Here is a 16,433-nt window from a genome sequence, read left to right as displayed (position 1 = left end):
TTGCCGTAACAGCCAGATCGCAGCTCCCCCGGGCTGCGATTTTTTTTGCCTGTCACACCGCCAGGCGTTCCATCGCTTGGCGCAATCGGGCTGGAATCGCCACCGGCCGATTGGATGCCCGGTCGACGAATACATGCACGAAACGTCCGGCCGCACAGGCTTCCACCTCTCCTTCCTTGAACACCGCCAGTTCGTATTGCACCGAACTGTTGCCCAGCTTGCCGACCCGCAGACCGATTTCGATTCGATCCGGGAAAGCAATCGACGCGAAGTAGTCGCAGGACGAACTCACCACAAACCCCACCACCTCGCCGTCATGGATATCCAACCCTCCAACCTGGATCAGGTAGGTGTTCACCGCCGTGTCGAAGAAGCTGTAATAGGTGACGTTGTTGACGTGGCCATAGGCGTCGTTGTCATGCCAGCGCGTGGTGATCGGCTGGAAGTGCGGGTAGTCGCTGCGTTGCGGCATCGGGTTAGACATGAGTGTCGATTCCTGGAGTGATTTGCCCAGTCTAAAGGTAAAAACCCTTGCCTCGCGCCGCCAGCTCGCCAATCAATGACGCCGGCCGCCAGTGATCGCCCTGCCGGGTCTCCAGCGCCAGCAATCGCTTGTGAATGTCAGCCAGCCCCTGATCGTCCGCCCAGGCCATCGGCCCGCCTCGCTCTACCGGGAAGCCGTAGCCATTCAGATAGACCTGATCGATGTCATGCGCCGACTCGGCAATCCCTTCCTGCAGGATCTTTGCACCCTCGTTGACCAACGCCAACAGGCACCGCTCCAGGATCTCCTCCGAGCCGATATCCCGGCGATGAAACCCCAAACCTTCGCTGACACTCAACACCAGCGCATCGACCTCGGGATCATGTTCGGCCTGACGACTGCCGGGCTCGTAGTGGTAATAACCATTGCCAGACTTCTGACCGAACCGGCCCCGTTCGCACAAGCGGTTATCCACCTGAACCTCGGGCGCGTCCTGCCCCTTGCCGGCCAGCTCGCGAGCGCGCCACTCAAGATCGATGCCGACCACGTCGTACATGCGAAACGGCCCCATGGCGAAACCGAAACTCTGCAATGCCGCATCGACCTGCTGCGGGTATGCCCCTTCGAGCAACATCTTGCGCGCTTCGAGCACATACGGATGCAGCATGCGGTTGCCGATGAATCCGTGGCAGTTGCCCGACACCACACTGACCTTGCCCATGCGCTTGCCCAGCTCAAGCGCGGTTTCAAGCACCGCTGGCGAGGTCTGCGCGCCACGGACTATTTCCAGCAATTTCATGATGTGCGCCGGGCTGAAGAAATGCAGGCCCAGCACTTGAGTCGGACGCCGTGTCGCGGCGGCGATGGCGTCGATGTCCAGCGCCGAGGTATTGCTCGCCAGCAGCGCCTCAGGCTTCAGCACGCCATCGAGCTCGCGGAAGATCTTCTGCTTGAGTTCAAGGTTTTCGTACACCGCTTCGATCACCAGATCGACGTTGCGGATCGCCACATAGTCCGCCGCCGCGCTGATACGGGCGATCCGGGCATCGGCATCGGCCTGTTCAATTCGCCCCTGTCGCACGTTGTGCGCATAGGTGTCGGCCACGGTGGCCAGCGCCTGCTCGAGCATCTGTGGATTGTTATCGACCCACTGCACTGACACGCCGGCGTTGGCCAGGCACATGACAATGCCGCGGCCCATGGTGCCGGCGCCGATCACGGCGGCCTGCTGAATAGCGAAGGATGTCTGGCTCATGTTGTTCTCTTGTTGGCGATCCGAAGACAGCCATCACCATAGTCAGCTACCGGGCATTTTTGAAGTTCATGGCCGTGATGATCGACATTCAGCAGATGGATTCGAGAGCTCAGAGATGCGCCTGAGCCCAGGCCCTCACCTCGGCGTAGGGATATTCCTCCAGCGCCGCAAACCCGGAAATGGCCCGCGCCTTGAGCTTGGTAAACAACGGCACGCTGATGCCGCACAGGAACCGGGTAACCTGCTCCGCCGACGGAGTACTGCCAGCGTGCTGCTGATGCCTGTGGATAAAATCGCCACACAACGCCGCGAAATTTTTATCCACAAGCGCCGGCAATTCCGGAGGTGTCGGCAGCCGGGCGACTTGCCCGTGACACACCGAACAATGCCCGCACTGCTGCGGCGCATCGTGATCGCCGAAATATTCGGCCAGCCGATAACCAAGGCATCGCTCGGTGGCGAACAGCTCGAGCATGGCGTGAATCCGCGCCACTTCGGTTTGCTCATGGCGGGTGAAATAGTCGTGCAGTTCAGCGCTCAAGGCCTGGCTGTCGAAATCGCCGCGCAGGACGTTGTAGACCTCGGTCATCTGCTTGCTCTCAAGCTCGACCCAGCCCTTTTCCTGGAAATAATCCAGTGCCTTCACCACCCGATTGCGCTCGGCCGAATACTGCTCGTACATCGCCTCGAAATTCACCGTGGCCCAAGTGCGCGCGCGGCTTGAGGTCTGGATGATCGCGGCAACGAAATCCCTGCGCTCGCCCTCGAAACGCTCAAGCAGCGCTTCGGGCTCCAGCAAGTACTTGAAACGGTATTCAGCGTAGTACGCGTAGCGCGGGGCAATCAGCCCTCGCAGTTCCAGCTGCACCAGCAACGTCTTCAAAGGCAACGAACGAATGTTGCTCTGATCCGCCAACGGCCCGAGCAGAAACTCCCATTGGCCTTCGGCTGCGGCGGCCTGCAACTCGTCCAACACATGGCGAATGCCATCCTGTTCCGGCGTGTCGCCATACACAAAGTTTTCCAGCACGTTGAGGCTGTCGCGATTGGCCAGCACCAGGCAATCGGACGGCTGCCCGTCACGCCCGGCGCGACCGATTTCCTGGCTGTAGTTTTCGATGGATTTGGGCAGGTCGAAATGCACCACATTGCGGATGTCGCTCTTGTCGATACCCATGCCGAAGGCAATGGTGGCGACGATGCAATTGGACTGCCCGCTCATGAAGTGCTTCTGGATCGCGTCCCGTTGCTCATGGGGCAAACCGGCGTGATAAGCCTCGGCCTGAATGCCATTGCGCTCAAGATGTTCGGCAATCTGTTCGGCGGTTTTCTGCAGGGTGACGTAGACGATGCTCGGCTGACCCGCACGCTCGCTCATCCACTCCACCAGCCGGCGGCGCTTGTCCTGTCCACGCACCGGCTCGACCAGCAGATTGAGGTTGGGCCGATAGAAACCGGTGGTCACCACATCTTCTGCTGCGATGGCGAATTTCGCCTGCATGTCGGCGATGACTTTTGGTGTTGCCGTGGCTGTCAGCAGCAAGGTTTGCGGGATGTTGAACTGTCGCTGGTAGTCCGGCAGCTTGAGGTAGTCGGGGCGGAAATTATGGCCCCACTCGGAGATGCAGTGCGCCTCGTCCACCACCAGCAGCGAGATCGGCACCTGCTGCAAAAAGTTGCGAAAGCGCTCGTTCTTCAAACGCTCCACGGAAATCATCAGGATCTTCAGTTCACCGGAACGGGCGCGAGCCATCACATCGTTGGCGTCTTCGCGGCTCTGCGCCGAATCGATGCTGCCTGCCGAAATCCCGTGCCGACGCAAGAACTCCAGCTGATCCTGCATCAACGCCAGCAGCGGCGAGACCACCAGCGTCAGGTGTGGCAGCAGGATTGCCGGCACCTGATAACAAAGGGACTTGCCGGAGCCGGTGGGAAAGATCGCAGCCGCCGAGCGCCCGGCGAGAACGGCGCTGATTGCCGCTTCTTGACCGGGACGAAACTGTGGATAACCGAAAACCTGTTCCAGGGTGTTGTGCATTCGCTGTCACTCCGTTGACCGCTGTGATGCCAACAGCCTAGCGGGCGATCGCAGCGCGTCGAGAAAGGTCGGGGGTCAAATCGATACGGGATGATACAGCGTGAAATGCCGAGTCACGGCTTGAAACAAATGAAACACTTTGTTCCTCGCCTGCATCGCCGTGGCGAGAGTAACGTCCGACATTCATCGCGCCAGGACGGCCGATACATCTAGAGACTCGCCAAGGAATGAATATGTCGAACCGTTTGAAATTGCTCTTCGCCCTTCTTGTCCAGAGCCTGTTACTGGGCGGGTGCCTGCCCTTTCCCGGCGAGCTTCCGCCACTCGCCAGCGTGGTGGCGGCGAGCCCCACGCCAACGGCTTAGCAGACTCTACGGCTGCAACACCGCCACTCGCAATTGCTCGTTCAACAGCTGCTCATGCACGCCCAGGCTTTTGCTGGCCCACAGTGCATGGGCCGGGCTGATATCACCGGTGAATGCCGCCGCCAGCTGACGCAGGTCGGCAACACTGCGCACCCGTGGGCAGAACGCTTGCTCGTCGCAGCTCTGACTGGCGTTGCGATAGGTGGCGAGCAGACGATCCCATAAACCCTCACGCACCTGACGGATTGACTTGAGCTGCGCATGTGGCACACCCAGGCGTTGTTTGAGTGCGGATTCATCCAGGCCTTCGCAGGCCAGCAGTGCCTTGCCGAACATCAACACTTCAGCGCGGGAAGCCGTGTCGATGCCGGCCTGGGTCGTGAGTGCGTCCGGCCAGTCCGTGCGCTCCACGTGCGCGAGCACCAGTCCATTGCCCGCCTCGGAGGCCAACGCCAAACGACATCCACCGGCCCAAAGCAAAATGATCGAGGCCATTCGTAGCCACTGCATACCTAATTCCCTTTAAGTCTGGGTCGGACGTCCGGAAACGCCCCACGGATTCTGGCGCGCACCATACAGATGTTTAACGGGAATCGCCCGCTAAACACGTAGGAAATCTCTCCACTCAGGGTTTGGCTGTGAAAAAGCCGTAAAACCGCGTAGGGAAAATGCCCGAACCCCGGAAAAACCCCTACGAATTCTGTCCATTGTGGCTGTCTTGTCCCATTCGAAGGAGCCCTTCTATAGTGGCCGGCGCGACTGAAAACTCTGTGTCGGCCCGCCGAAGCGACTTCGAAAAGGACACGCCTCAAACATGAACATTTCCACACCGCTGAATAATCGTTTTCGCCCTCTCAAGAGCTGCGACGGCAACAACCCGGTAATGGTCATCGACACCGAAGCAACACCGGTTGACTTACTCGATGCCGCCGATCTTCGGTTGCGCGCCGCCAGCGATCTTCTGGAAACTCTTTACTGCTTGTGTTTCAAACAGGCCGATGTAAAAGACATCCCCAACATCGTCAATGCGCTTTATTTATTGACGCAGGACGGCTGCGACTTATTGGAAGTTGCCAGGCAACGATTAAATAATTAGCGCTCGCGGACAAACTTACAAAGTTCGCAACAACCCACCACTTCCCTTACAGCAAAGTTCAGAACTAGCCTGTTCGCTCTTACATCAACCAAGAGCAATAACATGACTACGCTGACTATTTTCTTTTGCGGTACAGGTTCGACAAAGTTTGATGATACTCACGAAAACTATTGGAATGGAGAATTGGTCTCCACACTTGCGTCTCATCACACGGGGCGCGAGTTCGCCGAATGGATCGTCGTCGATGGCCCCGGTACCAGCAACCTGCAAGCTGATGATCTGTTCACCAAATCCAAGGACTACGGTCTCAGCGGAACCTTGTTCGGCAAGGGCTGGGAGGAGAACGTCCAACACGCGGTAAACATCATCAAGGGCCAATGTGACTGGCAGCGCGAGCAACTGACCGAAGCGGAATATAACCGCCTCAAAGCCGCCGGCATCCCGATTGAAGATGTAAAGGTCGAAGGTTCGTGGCTGTGGCGCAAATACAACTATGGCGATCGCAGCGTCACGCAACAGAAGTTACAGGAACAGATTATTAAAACCTTTCGAAAGGGCGGTGTTATTCCAACAAAAGTCAATCCGGTGGGCTGGAGTCGCGGGGGTATCAGTTGTCACATGCTGGCCAATGCCATGTTCAAGGACAGTGCACTGAAAAACATTCCAGTGAATATCTTCGCCATTGACCCGGTGCCAGGTATTGGCAACTTTCAGGAACATCGGGTAAAGCTCAACAGCAACGTAAAAGAGTATGTGGGTTTCTACGCTCGGGATGAACGTTCCAAGGGCTTCAGTTGCGTCATCCCGCAAACCGCGACCGGAACCAAGACCAGCATCTTCCCGATGCCCGGCCGTCACGCCACCCTGGTGGGCAACGCCTCCGCCGATGGCAACAGTGGTCCAAAAGTGCTGGCCGAACCCGGCCTGATCGTGCGCCACTTTGCCGAGGTCTGCCTGAAACGCTGGGGCACCGTACTCGACAAAAACCTCAACCTCACCGATGCCGCCCTTCGCAACCACACCGCCGCCATCGTCAACGCGGCAGCGAAATACAAGGCCATGGAGAAGTGTTCCTACACCTGGTTCACCGAGCTGGATCAAGGCGAGCGCTACGTTTCGCTGGGCAGCAAAGGCGTTCCGTTCTCGACGGTGAAAGGCACGATCTACAGCCCGGCGACCGGGCTGACCACGAGTGTGCTGGATATTGAGGCGTATCGATCGATTCGTTGAAAACCGTGATTGATCCGTAGGAACGGGCTGCACGAATCTGCATCCTGTTCCTACACGCAGCGGCGCCTTGTCTTCTATCGGCGCCAGTGGGCCGAAACCTATAGTTGTGACTGTCGCTGACAATTCAGCGATTCAGGTTTGGTCACCTGAAAAACAGAGATAACTGATGCATGCCCTTGTATGCTGCCGACCTCTTTCTGTCGGCACGCTTTATGGCGGGCTGTGTTTAGGACGCTTCGGCGTACCGGGTTATCTCTGCCGGTTTGACCAACTTGAACACAGTCCGCCTCCACCGCTTGGTCACGGTAGCAGCGGTTCATTGATGCCTACAGAGATAGTAAAAATGAAATCATGGAACGAGCTCCACTCCAATCGCTACCGCCCACTCGACTCCAATCTCACCGACACCAAGCCCCTCGTCATCGACACCGAAGCCAACCCGCAAGACATCCTCGAATGCGCCGTCCAGCGTCTGCGCGCCTCAAGCGACCTGCTGCAAACCCTCTACTGCCTCTGCTTCAAACATGCCGACGTTGAAGACATCCCGCACATCACCCACGCCCTTTACCTGCTGACCAAAGACGGGTTTGACCTGTTACAGGTCGCCCAGCAACGAATGCTCAACTGGAAAGCTCCAGTCTGAGGTTGAGTGATCAGATCGTTCCCATGTTCGACATGAGAACGATCACTTACCAGTCATCTACTCAAATCCCGCCAGCATTGCTGGAAGGTAAGCCAATGGCGTACATTTGCGATGATTTTTATTGAGACTCGGATCTTTACCCGTCGAGTAAAAGAGCTGCTGGACGATGACACTTACGCCGCTTTTCAGAAGCAACTGGTTGTAAGTCCTTCGATTGGCGATGTAATTGAAGGCACAGGCGGGATCCGAAAAACCCGAATCGCAGCGAAAGGACACGGCAAGCGAGGCGGAGCACGGGTGATCTACTACCACTTCGTTTCGGCGTCACAAATCGGGTTATTGATGATCTACCCTAAAAATGAACAACACGATCTGTCCAGCGATGAGCGTAAAGCACTCAAGGTCTTGATCGAAAAATGGAGATGACCATGAGCAAATTTTTTGATGAGCTGATGGAAAGTGTGCAAGAGATGGACGAGATTGTACGAGGCCAGCGCGCACCTTCTCGCGAATTCCACGTTGATGCTTTGCAGGTCAAAGAGATTCGTAAAGCTACCGGTTTGACCCAGGCCAAATTTGCGGCACTGATCGACGTCCAGCTCGGCACTCTACGAAATTGGGAACAGGGTCGTCGCGAGCCTACCGGGCCGGCAAAAGCTTTGCTCAAGGCCATTCATAACGACCCGGTTCATGTTTTGAATGCATTGGCCCATTGAGAAAATGAACGCCCACAAAAAAGCCGCCCTCAAGAGGCGGCTTTTTCATTCACCAAAACCCAGTCTTACAACTTAGGCCCGGCAGCCTTGATCGCGTCGCTCACTTCGAACTTCTTGAAGTTCTCGATGAACAGACCGGCCAGTGCTTTGGCAGCTTCGTCGTACGCAGCCTTGTCAGCCCAGGTGTTGCGCGGGTTGAGCAGGTTGGTTTCGACGCCCGGTACAGCCAGTGGCACGTCCAGGTTGATGGTGTCCAGGTGCTCGGTGGCTGCGCCGATCAGCGCGCCGCTCTGGATCGCTGCGATCACCGCGCGGGTGGTCGGGATGTTGAAGCGTTTGCCGACGCCGTAGCCACCGCCGGTCCAGCCGGTGTTGACCAGGTAGACCTTGGAGCCGAAGCCGCGGATGCGCTTGATCAGCAGTTCAGCGTATTCGCCGGCCGGACGCGGGAAGAACGGTGCGCCGAAGCAGGTGGAGAAGGTCGACTTGATGCCGCTGCCCGAGCCCATTTCAGTCGAGCCCACCAGTGCGGTGTAGCCGGACAGGAAGTGATAGGCCGCTTGTTCTTCGTTGAGGATCGACACGGGTGGCAGGACGCCGGTCAGGTCGCAGGTCAGGAAGATTACAGCGTTTGGCTCACCGCCCAGGTTCTTCGCGGAACGCTTGGCAACGTGCTCCAGCGGGTAGGCCGCGCGGCTGTTCTGGGTCAGGCTGACATCGGCGTAGTCGGCGTGCTTGGCGTCGTCGATCACGACGTTTTCCAGCACCGCGCCGTGCTTGATGGCTTTCCAGATGACCGGCTCGTTCTTCTCGGACAAGTCGATGCACTTGGCGTAGCAGCCGCCTTCGATGTTGAAGACAACGCCTTCGCCCCAGCCGTGTTCGTCGTCACCGATCAGATAACGGCTTTCGTCGGCGGACAGGGTGGTCTTGCCGGTGCCCGACAGACCGAAGAACAGGGTCACGTCGCCTTCTTCGCCGATATTGGCAGCGCAGTGCATTGGCAGCACGTCAGCGGCCGGCAGCAGGAAGTTCTGCACGGAGAACATGGCTTTCTTCATTTCACCGGCGTAACGCATGCCGGCGATCAGCACTTTCTTCTGGGCGAAGTTGATGATCACGCAACCGTCGGAGTTGGTGCCGTCACGCTCTGGTACGCACTCGAAGTTGGCAACGTTCAGCACTTGCCACTCTTCGCGACCGGCCGGGTTGTACTGAGCCGGGTTGATGAACAGGCAACGACCGAACAGGTTCTGCCAGGCAGTCTGGGTGGTCATCTTCACAGCCAGGTAGTGATCTTCGGCCGCGCCTACATGCACGTGGGAAACGAAATGCTCTTGCGCGTTGTTGAATGCTTCAACACGAGCCCACAGCGCGTCGAACTTGTCGGCCGGGAACTTGCGGTTGATCGGGCCCCAGGCAATGGCAGCCTGGGTGGAAGGCTCTTCAACGATGAAACGGTCGACTGGCGAACGGCCGGTGCGGTGACCGGTGCGAACAACCAGAGCGCCGGTATCGGCAAGCTCGCCTTCACCGCGGTTCAGGGCTTCTTTTACCAGATCATCAACACTCAGATCGGTGTACACGGCGTTATTGGCTTGCGTCATGAGGTTCCCCGTCGGCCAGTGGCCGAGTGTGCTCCAAACGTTTTGTAGTAGAAAGTCGTGCACTACTACCGCGAAAAAAGTGGGCCGGATTATGCCAGAAAAGCCCAAAAAGAGTAGGGCCCTCCCGTCGTAACGGCGTTATTCCGTCGTTGAGCAGTGAATTTACCTGCGCTGAACCGTTTTAGTGCCGGGTCTCTGACGGCGTCTCGACGCCCGCGCCAGCGAACAATTGAGCGATATCTGCCGCATCGAACAGGTAGCGCTGGTTGCAGAACTGGCAATCGATCTCGACTTGTCCACCTTGCTCGGCAACAAGTGCCTGCGCATCTTCCAGACCCAGGCTGACCAGTGCATTGCCCGAACGCTCGCGGGAGCAGCTGCAGTGGAAGCGCAATTTCTGCACATCGAACAGACGAACCTGCTCTTCATGGTAGAGGCGATGCAGAATCGTTTCGTTGTCCAGGCTCAACAGTTCATCAGCGGTCAGGGTGTTGCCCAACGCGGTGATGTGCTGCCAGCTGGCGGCGCGTTCTTCTTCGTCTTTCAAGCGATCGGCCGGCAGTTGCTGCAGCAGCAGACCACGGGCACGACGACCATCGGCGCACAGCTTGAAGCGGGTGCCAACCTGCTGGGACATGACGAAATAGTTGGTGAAGCAGTCGGACAGGGTTTCGCCGTCGAGGTCGACGATGCCCTGATAGCGCTGGCCGACGATCGGGTCGACGGTCAAGGCCAGCACACCGTTGGGCATCAGTTCGCCGAGGGTGGCGTCGGCCGGAATCTGATCGGCGTGATAGCGCGCCAGGCCACGGATTTCGCGCTCACTGGAGCACTCGATCATCAGCAGCGGGATCGGGCCTTCGGAACGGGCCTGAAGAATCAGCAAGCCATCGAATTTCAGGGTGCCCACCAGCAACGACGCGGCAGCCATCAGTTCGCCCAGCAATTGCGCAACCGGTTCCGGGTACGGGTGCTTGGCGAGCACTTCGGCATAGCTGCGCTCCAGCGACACCAGTTCGCCGCGAGTGTCGCTGTCATCGAAGATGAAGCGTTGGGTGTAATCGGTATCGAGGAAATCGGTCATAGGTCTGGGTATCTGAATGTGATGACAAAATGGTTACAAAGGATGAAAATTCCGCGCTTCTGGCATCCTTCTTGATGCCGATGTTCAGCCACGGGAGGCATTTTATGAACAATCCGGGTTTGTTCCAATCAAGGTGGAACCTCGGCCGGCTGGTTCTGTGCAACATCGTGCCATTGGCACTGTTGGCTTTCTGGTTATGGCCTACGGGTCAGATGCTGTGTGTGATTTTCGACGAGTGGCTGTTCCGCTCACTCAACGCACCGCTGGCCAGCAACCCCATATGGCTCCACATCTGGGCAATTGCAAGTCTGCGACCGTTCGACATCGTCGTCGGCCTGATTCTGCTGATGCTGCTGATCAAGGGCGACTGGGTGTTCAGGGCGATTGACGTGCGTCGCGCCTTTTTCGGATTTTTCTCGATCCTGCTGTTGATGGTGGTGATCCGCGCGCTGTTTTCCAAGTTCGCCGATCACATGGACTGGCAACACAGCAGCCCGTCGATGGTGCTCGAAGGCGCGGTGCATATCAGCGATTACTTCCCGCATCTGGAGAAGACCTGGGAACTGAAGGATCGCTCGAGCCAGAGCTTCCCCGGTGACCACGCTTCGGTGTTGCTGATCTGGGCGCTGTTCATGGGCGTGTTCAGCCGCACGGTCGGCCAGTTCGCAGTGATCTGGGGCCTGGCGCTGCTGTTCATGCTGCCGCGTCTGGTCGCCGGTGCCCATTGGGGCCAGGACGATTACATCGGCGGCATGCTGCTGGCGGTGTGGGCACTGGGCTGGGGTTACTACACGCCATTTGCTTATCACGCGGCGAACTTCTGGCTGAAGGTCACGTCGCCGGTTTTCCGACTGCTGGGCAAACTGCCGGTGATTTCGCGGATGAGTGTGGTGTCCGCGCAGTAATCAAATGGCTGAAAAAAACGCAGCCGCCAGCGGGTCTTGAACCCAGTCCGGCAGGCTGCGTTTTTTTATTCGCCGCTACTGTTCCCACGAAATTTAAACAGATCCCGACGCTGCTTCTTGCTCGGTTTACCGTCAGTGGTCACGCCCAGGGCGCCGGCCTTGCGCATCGCAGCAGCCGATTCACGTTTGGCAATACTCGCCTCGGTCTCGGCATACAGCGTCTGCGCCTCAGGTGCGCCGCGACGCACGATCGACAAGGCCTGAACCACAACGGTCTTCTCGTCGAAGCCGGTGCGAATCTCGAACTCATCACCAATGCGTGGTTCTTTGCCAGGTTTGCAGCGCTCTCCCCGACAATGCACTTTGCCGCTCTCGATGGCAGCCTTGGCCAACGCGCGAGTCTTGAAAAAACGCGCAGCCCACAGCCACTTGTCGAGACGGACCTTGTCGTCCTCTTCCTGTTTTTGCGCCATATGAATTCCTCGTTCAGCCAGTAGTCGGAACTGTACTACCGATTCTGTCGGGCGCAAGAATCCGGCCCTCCAGATAAACTGTGATCTTCGCCGGTTCAACGGCATGGAGTGATCGAGTGACCAAATTTCCGTCTTCATTGACCTCACCCAAATCCGGGTGCGCGGGTTGCCAGCAAAGCGAACCGCTGGGCTTCGATTTTTCCTTCGCCTATCAGCCCATCGTGGATCTGCGTGACGAGTCGGTGTACGCCTACGAGGCACTGGTTCGTGGTGTGGCCGGTGAAGGCGCTTTAACCGTGCTGGATCAGGTTACGGAAGATAATCGCTACCGTTTCGACCAGCTCTGCCGGACTCGCGCCATCGAAGGCGCAGCCGGACTAAATATGCAGACACACTTGTCGATCAACTTCATGCCCAACGCCGTCTATCGTCCAGAGTTATGCATTCGCAGCACCCTGGAGGCTGCCAGGAAACACAATTTCCCGATCGACCGGCTGATTTTCGAAACCCTGGAAAGCGAGCACGTAGATAACTATCGCCATTTGACCAATATTCTGCGTGAATACCGCGAATTCGGCTTCAAGACGGCCATCGACGATTTCGGTGCCGGTTATTCGGGGCTCAATCTGCTGGCCGATTTCCAACCGGATCTGATCAAACTCGACATGTCGCTGATCCGCGATATCGACCGTGACCGTGTTCGTCAGGCTATCGTTCGGGGGATTGTCACAATCTGTGCGGAGTTGAACGTTACAGTCATCGCCGAAGGCATAGAGAGTGCGGGGGAACGGGATTTCCTGGCGGACTGCGGAATATTTCTGATGCAGGGTTTCTGGTTCGCCAGGCCCGCATTCAAAGCGTTGGCCCAAGTGTCCCCTGAAGCGTGGACGCGTTAATCGTTGGTTTTTTCCTTTGAAGACATTTGACCATTTGACCGTTATCGGTCTGCGCGAGTGGGTGGCGCTTCCGGATCTGGGAGTCGCCGGCCTTCGGGCAAAAATCGATACCGGCGCCAGCACCTCCAGCCTGCATGCCACCGACATCGAGCCGTTCGAACGCGACGGTGAGAAGTGGGTGCGCTTTACCGCGCACCTAGGCACCGTCGTGCAGTTGCGCCATCGGCGATGCGAAGCGCCGCTGGTCGCCCGCAAGACCATCAAGAGTTCCAATGGCCAGGCCCAGGTGCGCTACGTGATCAGCACCACGCTGGCCCTGGGTGACAGGGTCTGGCCGATCGAGTTCACCCTCGCCTGCCGCAAGTCCATGCGCTATCGCCTGTTGCTCGGTTCCAAAGCCCTGATCGACGGCCAACTGGTGGTCAATCCGGGCATCAAATATGTACAAGACAAGCCGGTGTTCCCGGTATCTACCTCCTCCACAGGTGTTGCATGAAGATCGCTGTGCTGTCGCGAAATCCGCGTCTGTATTCCACCCGCCGTCTGGTCGAAGCCGGAACCGAACGCGGGCATGAAATGGTGGTGATCGACACCTTGCGCGCCTATATGAACATTGCCAGCCACAAGCCGCAGATCCACTACCGCGGCAAGCCGCTGGAGGGTTTCGATGCAGTGATTCCGCGGATCGGCGCGTCGGTGACGTTTTATGGCTGCGCAGTGTTGCGCCAGTTTGAAATGATGGGGGTGTTTCCGCTCAACGAATCGGTGGCCATCGCCCGCTCCCGGGACAAGCTGCGTTCGCTGCAATTGCTGTCGCGCCGGGGCATCGGCCTGCCGGTGACCGGTTTCGCCCACTCGCCGGATGACATTCCCGACCTGATCGACATGGTCAACGGCGCGCCGCTGGTGATCAAGGTGCTGGAAGGCACCCAGGGAATCGGCGTGGTGTTGTGTGAAACCGCGACGGCGGCAGAGTCGGTGATCGAGGCGTTCATGGGCCTGAAGCAGAACATCATGGTGCAGGAATACATCAAGGAAGCCGGCGGCGCCGACATCCGCTGCTTCGTGGTCGGCGACAAGGTGATCGCGGCGATGAAGCGTCAGGCCAAGCCCGGCGAGTTCCGCTCCAACCTGCACCGTGGCGGCAGCGCCAGCCTGATCAAAATCACCCCGGAAGAACGCATGACTGCGCTGCGTGCAGCCAAGGTCATGGGGCTGACGGTGGCGGGCGTGGATATTCTGCGTTCCAACCACGGGCCGCTGGTGATGGAAGTGAATTCGTCACCGGGTCTGGAAGGGATCGAAACCACCACGGGCAAAAACGTGGCGGGGATCATCATCGAGCACCTTGAGAAGAATGGCGGGCCGAACATGACCCGCACAAAAGGCAAGGGTTGAACCTTGAATCAGGCGGCCGCAAGGCCGCCTGAAACTTAAACCGCGTCTCGCGGCAGCATCAATCCCAATGGCAACCGGACCCGCGCCTCCAGCCCGCCACCGGAGCGGTTGCGCAACTCGACATTGCCGCCGTGCATCGAAGCAATCCGCTTCACAATCGCCAATCCCAGCCCGGTGCCCTTGCCGCCCCGCGCACGATCGCCACGGGTGAACGGGTTGAAGATCGCCTCAAGCTCGGAAGGATCGATCCCCGCACCCCGATCCATTACGCTCAGCACCACGTACGGCGCACTGGTGTCTCCGGAGACATAGGCCGCGACGTCCACGCTGCCGCCGGCATGATTCAAGGCGTTGCCGATCAGGTTGTTCAGCAAACGCTTCATCGACACCCGACGCAGCGGGAACGGCTGGATCGGCTCCAGGCGCAGGCGTACTTTCTCTTCACTCTGGTTGAAGGGCGCCGCCACTTCACGCACCAGATCGCTGAGATCCACTTCCTCCACCGACTCGTCCCGGCCATCGCGAATGAATGCGAGGAACTGGTCGAGGATCGCGTCCATGTCTTCGATGTCTCGGACCATGTCCTCGGTCAGGTCGGTGCGGTCGCCCATTAACTCCAGTGACAGCCGCAAACGGGTCAGCGGTGTGCGCAAGTCATGGGATACCCCCGCGAGCATCAGCTCACGCTCGCGACCGGCCTGCTCGACGTCTTCGGCCATCTGGTTGAAGGCACGATAAACCTCGGCCATTTCGCTGGGGGTATCGCTGATCGGCAGGCGCACGCTACGGCCCTGGCCGAGTTGCCGGGCGGCATATACCAGACGTTTCAACGGTTGGTTGAGCTGGCTGACGAAAATCCACGCCGACGCCGTGGACAGCAAACCGATCGCCAGGAACCAGCCAAGCACGTTCCAGATTTTCTGGCCGCGCAGCGGGTGTGGATACAGCGGGACTTTCAGCCAACCATCGCCGAGACTCGGCGCGCGAACCCACAAGGCCGGCGGCGAGTGCATGCGCAAGCGCACTTCGGTGTCGGCGCCCAGCTCCGCCTGCATCTGCCGCTGGTAGATTTCGCTGTACGGCCAGTGCTGTTCACCTTCCGGCACACCGGCACCAACGACCCGGATCAGGGTTGCGGCATCAGCAATTTTCGCGCGGTTTTCTTCGTCGGCCGCCCAGTAGGCACGCAGCGTCAGGGCGACGCCGTGGCTGTATTGCCGATCCACCAGCACGTCCTCGTTCATCAACAGATAAACCAGGGTCAGTGCCTTGGAAAACAATACGACGATGAGCACCAGCCACAGGGTGCGGGAGAAGAAACTTTGGGGGAACCAGACGGGGGTTTTCATGGATAAGCGCTACACACTTGCAGGAGCGAGCAATGCTCGCATATTGCGGATTGCGAGTCTGCGCGGACGGCATTTCCGACCGTTTCGCGCAGACCCGCTCCTACAAATCACCCATCACTTGGTGGAGTTGCCATCCGGCACGAACACGTAGCCGACACCCCAGACGGTCTGAATGTAACGCGGTTTGGACGGATCGGGTTCGATCATCCGGCGCAGACGAGAAATCTGCACGTCGATGGAACGCTCCAGAGCATCCCACTCGCGGCCACGGGCCAGGTTCATCAGTTTGTCGCGGGTCAGTGGCTGGCGGGCATTCATCACCAGAGCCTTGAGTACCGCAAACTCACCGGTGGTGAGCATGTGCACTTCGTCGCCGCGCTTGAGTTCGCGGGTGGCCAGGGACAGCACGTAATCGCCAAACGTGACGTTTTCTTCTTCACTGCCCGGCGCGCCCGGCACCGGTGCCGCCTGGCGGCGCAATACGGCTTTGACGCGAGCCATCAGCTCGTCCGGGTTGAACGGCTTGGCCAGGTAGTCGTCGGCGCCCAGTTCCAGACCCTTGATACGGCTCAGCTCGTCGCCCTTGGCGGTGAGCATGATGATCGGAATCTGATTGTTCGCACCGCGCAGGCGGCGGCAAGCGGTGAGGCCGTCTTCGCCCGGCAGCATCAGGTCGAGGACGACCAGGTTGAACACCTCACGCGACAGCAGACGATCCATCTGCTCGGTATTCGGTACGGCGCGGGCACGGTAGCCCTTGCTGACGAAAAAGCGTTCCAGCAGGCTGCTCAGCCCCGGATCGTCGTCAACGATGAGAATTTTTTCGCCTTCAGCAGTTTGTGCAGTGCTGCTCATTGGATGCTCCTTTTAGCTCGGCGCGCATTATGGCGTAGC

General features: G+C 58.6%; 18 protein-coding genes. 9 read left to right on the top strand and 9 right to left on the bottom strand.

Annotation, left to right across the window (positions count from 1 at the left end; translation table 11 throughout):
- Positions 1–52: 52 nt before the first annotated feature.
- The 4 genes from MKZ87_RS13660 to MKZ87_RS13645 all read right to left on the bottom strand — a co-directional run bounded on the left by MKZ87_RS13660 (position 53) and on the right by MKZ87_RS13645 (position 4,652).
- Positions 53–484, bottom strand: coding sequence for an acyl-CoA thioesterase (locus MKZ87_RS13660; protein WP_085698020.1), 432 nt, complete (start codon positions 482–484; stop codon positions 53–55).
- A gap of 31 nt (positions 485–515) precedes the next feature.
- On the bottom strand, positions 516–1,739 hold the full coding sequence (locus MKZ87_RS13655) for a 3-hydroxyacyl-CoA dehydrogenase (RefSeq protein WP_266201101.1): 1,224 nt from the start codon (positions 1,737–1,739) through the stop codon (positions 516–518).
- A 109-nt stretch (positions 1,740–1,848) separates the two neighbouring features.
- Positions 1,849–3,777 (bottom strand): RecQ family ATP-dependent DNA helicase, encoded by a 1,929-nt coding sequence (locus tag MKZ87_RS13650; RefSeq protein ID WP_227234126.1) that lies wholly within the window; start codon positions 3,775–3,777, stop codon positions 1,849–1,851.
- A gap of 371 nt (positions 3,778–4,148) precedes the next feature.
- Positions 4,149–4,652, bottom strand: coding sequence for a polysaccharide deacetylase (locus MKZ87_RS13645; RefSeq protein ID WP_227234124.1), 504 nt, complete (start codon positions 4,650–4,652; stop codon positions 4,149–4,151).
- A 304-nt stretch (positions 4,653–4,956) separates the two neighbouring features.
- Between MKZ87_RS13645 and MKZ87_RS13640 the strand changes: the two genes are divergently transcribed.
- The 5 genes from MKZ87_RS13640 to nadS all read left to right on the top strand — a co-directional run bounded on the left by MKZ87_RS13640 (position 4,957) and on the right by nadS (position 7,827).
- The gene (locus MKZ87_RS13640) at positions 4,957–5,238 is read left to right on the top strand and encodes a hypothetical protein (protein ID WP_085698016.1); all 282 of its coding nucleotides are present in this window, start codon (positions 4,957–4,959) and stop codon (positions 5,236–5,238) included.
- Between the two features lie 102 nt (positions 5,239–5,340).
- Positions 5,341–6,468: a hypothetical protein gene (locus tag MKZ87_RS13635; RefSeq protein ID WP_266201098.1), complete on the top strand. Its 1,128-nt coding sequence runs from the start codon at positions 5,341–5,343 to the stop codon at positions 6,466–6,468.
- Between the two features lie 343 nt (positions 6,469–6,811).
- Positions 6,812–7,111 (top strand): hypothetical protein, encoded by a 300-nt coding sequence (locus MKZ87_RS13630; RefSeq protein WP_227234123.1) that lies wholly within the window; start codon positions 6,812–6,814, stop codon positions 7,109–7,111.
- Between the two features lie 111 nt (positions 7,112–7,222).
- A complete protein-coding gene (locus MKZ87_RS13625; RefSeq protein WP_011331970.1) occupies positions 7,223–7,537 on the top strand; it encodes a type II toxin-antitoxin system RelE/ParE family toxin in 315 nt (104 codons plus the stop codon).
- 2 nt (positions 7,538–7,539) lie between these two features.
- Positions 7,540–7,827, top strand: coding sequence for a NadS family protein (gene nadS, locus MKZ87_RS13620; RefSeq protein WP_234206267.1), 288 nt, complete (start codon positions 7,540–7,542; stop codon positions 7,825–7,827).
- A 65-nt stretch (positions 7,828–7,892) separates the two neighbouring features.
- Here the strand turns inward: nadS and MKZ87_RS13615 are convergent, their stop codons facing one another.
- Together MKZ87_RS13615 and hslO are read right to left on the bottom strand one after the other, a co-directional pair.
- On the bottom strand, positions 7,893–9,434 hold the full coding sequence (locus tag MKZ87_RS13615; protein WP_085702732.1) for a phosphoenolpyruvate carboxykinase: 1,542 nt from the start codon (positions 9,432–9,434) through the stop codon (positions 7,893–7,895).
- Positions 9,435–9,615: 181 nt separating this feature from the next.
- A complete protein-coding gene (hslO, locus tag MKZ87_RS13610) occupies positions 9,616–10,518 on the bottom strand; it encodes an Hsp33 family molecular chaperone HslO (RefSeq protein ID WP_085702733.1) in 903 nt (300 codons plus the stop codon).
- 104 nt (positions 10,519–10,622) lie between these two features.
- Here hslO and MKZ87_RS13605 point away from each other — a divergent pair, with 104 nt between their 5' ends.
- Positions 10,623–11,423 (top strand): phosphatase PAP2 family protein, encoded by an 801-nt coding sequence (locus MKZ87_RS13605; protein ID WP_085698009.1) that lies wholly within the window; start codon positions 10,623–10,625, stop codon positions 11,421–11,423.
- 65 nt (positions 11,424–11,488) lie between these two features.
- On the opposite strand, the gene MKZ87_RS13600 is transcribed toward MKZ87_RS13605, so the two are convergent.
- The gene (locus MKZ87_RS13600) at positions 11,489–11,896 is read right to left on the bottom strand and encodes an RNA-binding S4 domain-containing protein (RefSeq protein WP_085702734.1); all 408 of its coding nucleotides are present in this window, start codon (positions 11,894–11,896) and stop codon (positions 11,489–11,491) included.
- 116 nt (positions 11,897–12,012) lie between these two features.
- Between MKZ87_RS13600 and MKZ87_RS13595 the strand changes: the two genes are divergently transcribed.
- Genes MKZ87_RS13595 through rimK form a run of 3 tightly spaced genes read left to right on the top strand, consistent with a single transcriptional unit; the run spans position 12,013 to position 14,190 of the window.
- Positions 12,013–12,792 carry an EAL domain-containing protein gene (locus tag MKZ87_RS13595; RefSeq protein ID WP_227235557.1) on the top strand — a complete coding sequence of 260 codons (780 nt, stop codon included), beginning with the start codon at positions 12,013–12,015 and terminating at the stop codon, positions 12,790–12,792.
- A gap of 49 nt (positions 12,793–12,841) precedes the next feature.
- Positions 12,842–13,288, top strand: coding sequence for an ATP-dependent zinc protease (locus tag MKZ87_RS13590; RefSeq protein WP_170844915.1), 447 nt, complete (start codon positions 12,842–12,844; stop codon positions 13,286–13,288).
- Entirely contained in the window at positions 13,285–14,190 is a 906-nt protein-coding gene (rimK, locus tag MKZ87_RS13585; RefSeq protein ID WP_065257794.1) for a 30S ribosomal protein S6--L-glutamate ligase, read from the top strand. Before MKZ87_RS13590 ends, rimK begins: the two co-directional genes overlap by 4 nt.
- Positions 14,191–14,225: 35 nt before the next feature.
- Here rimK and MKZ87_RS13580 read toward each other — a convergent pair whose 3' ends face one another.
- Both MKZ87_RS13580 and ompR read right to left on the bottom strand, forming a co-directional pair.
- Positions 14,226–15,539, bottom strand: coding sequence for an ATP-binding protein (locus MKZ87_RS13580; RefSeq protein WP_085698006.1), 1,314 nt, complete (start codon positions 15,537–15,539; stop codon positions 14,226–14,228).
- A gap of 114 nt (positions 15,540–15,653) precedes the next feature.
- Positions 15,654–16,394: a two-component system response regulator OmpR gene (gene ompR / locus MKZ87_RS13575; protein WP_007952694.1), complete on the bottom strand. Its 741-nt coding sequence runs from the start codon at positions 16,392–16,394 to the stop codon at positions 15,654–15,656.
- Between the last annotated feature and the right edge of the window lie 39 nt (positions 16,395–16,433).

It is taken from the genome of Pseudomonas sp. MCal1, from assembly GCF_026341415.1.
Classification (GTDB): domain Bacteria; phylum Pseudomonadota; class Gammaproteobacteria; order Pseudomonadales; family Pseudomonadaceae; genus Aquipseudomonas.
The sequence above is the reverse complement of the archived record's forward strand: the minus strand, read 5'-3'. Positions and strand labels throughout refer to the sequence as shown.

Excerpts from the sequence above, each read along its gene's own strand:
- MKZ87_RS13660 (WP_085698020.1), bottom strand. The coding sequence starts at position 484 with ATGTCTAACCCGATGCCGCAACGCAGCGACTACCCGCACTTCCAGCCG.
- MKZ87_RS13640 (WP_085698016.1), top strand. The coding sequence starts at position 4,957 with ATGAACATTTCCACACCGCTGAATAATCGTTTTCGCCCTCTCAAGAGC.
- MKZ87_RS13645 (WP_227234124.1), bottom strand. The coding sequence starts at position 4,652 with ATGCAGTGGCTACGAATGGCCTCGATCATTTTGCTTTGGGCCGGTGGA.
- hslO (WP_085702733.1), bottom strand. The coding sequence starts at position 10,518 with ATGACCGATTTCCTCGATACCGATTACACCCAACGCTTCATCTTCGAT.
- MKZ87_RS13635 (WP_266201098.1), top strand. The coding sequence starts at position 5,341 with ATGACTACGCTGACTATTTTCTTTTGCGGTACAGGTTCGACAAAGTTT.
- MKZ87_RS13580 (WP_085698006.1), bottom strand. The coding sequence starts at position 15,539 with ATGAAAACCCCCGTCTGGTTCCCCCAAAGTTTCTTCTCCCGCACCCTG.
- rimK (WP_065257794.1), top strand. The coding sequence starts at position 13,285 with ATGAAGATCGCTGTGCTGTCGCGAAATCCGCGTCTGTATTCCACCCGC.
- MKZ87_RS13625 (WP_011331970.1), top strand. The coding sequence starts at position 7,223 with ATGATTTTTATTGAGACTCGGATCTTTACCCGTCGAGTAAAAGAGCTG.
- MKZ87_RS13655 (WP_266201101.1), bottom strand. The coding sequence starts at position 1,739 with ATGAGCCAGACATCCTTCGCTATTCAGCAGGCCGCCGTGATCGGCGCC.
- MKZ87_RS13615 (WP_085702732.1), bottom strand. The coding sequence starts at position 9,434 with ATGACGCAAGCCAATAACGCCGTGTACACCGATCTGAGTGTTGATGAT.
- MKZ87_RS13600 (WP_085702734.1), bottom strand. The coding sequence starts at position 11,896 with ATGGCGCAAAAACAGGAAGAGGACGACAAGGTCCGTCTCGACAAGTGG.
- nadS (WP_234206267.1), top strand. The coding sequence starts at position 7,540 with ATGAGCAAATTTTTTGATGAGCTGATGGAAAGTGTGCAAGAGATGGAC.
- MKZ87_RS13605 (WP_085698009.1), top strand. The coding sequence starts at position 10,623 with ATGAACAATCCGGGTTTGTTCCAATCAAGGTGGAACCTCGGCCGGCTG.
- ompR (WP_007952694.1), bottom strand. The coding sequence starts at position 16,394 with ATGAGCAGCACTGCACAAACTGCTGAAGGCGAAAAAATTCTCATCGTT.
- MKZ87_RS13650 (WP_227234126.1), bottom strand. The coding sequence starts at position 3,777 with ATGCACAACACCCTGGAACAGGTTTTCGGTTATCCACAGTTTCGTCCC.
- MKZ87_RS13630 (WP_227234123.1), top strand. The coding sequence starts at position 6,812 with ATGAAATCATGGAACGAGCTCCACTCCAATCGCTACCGCCCACTCGAC.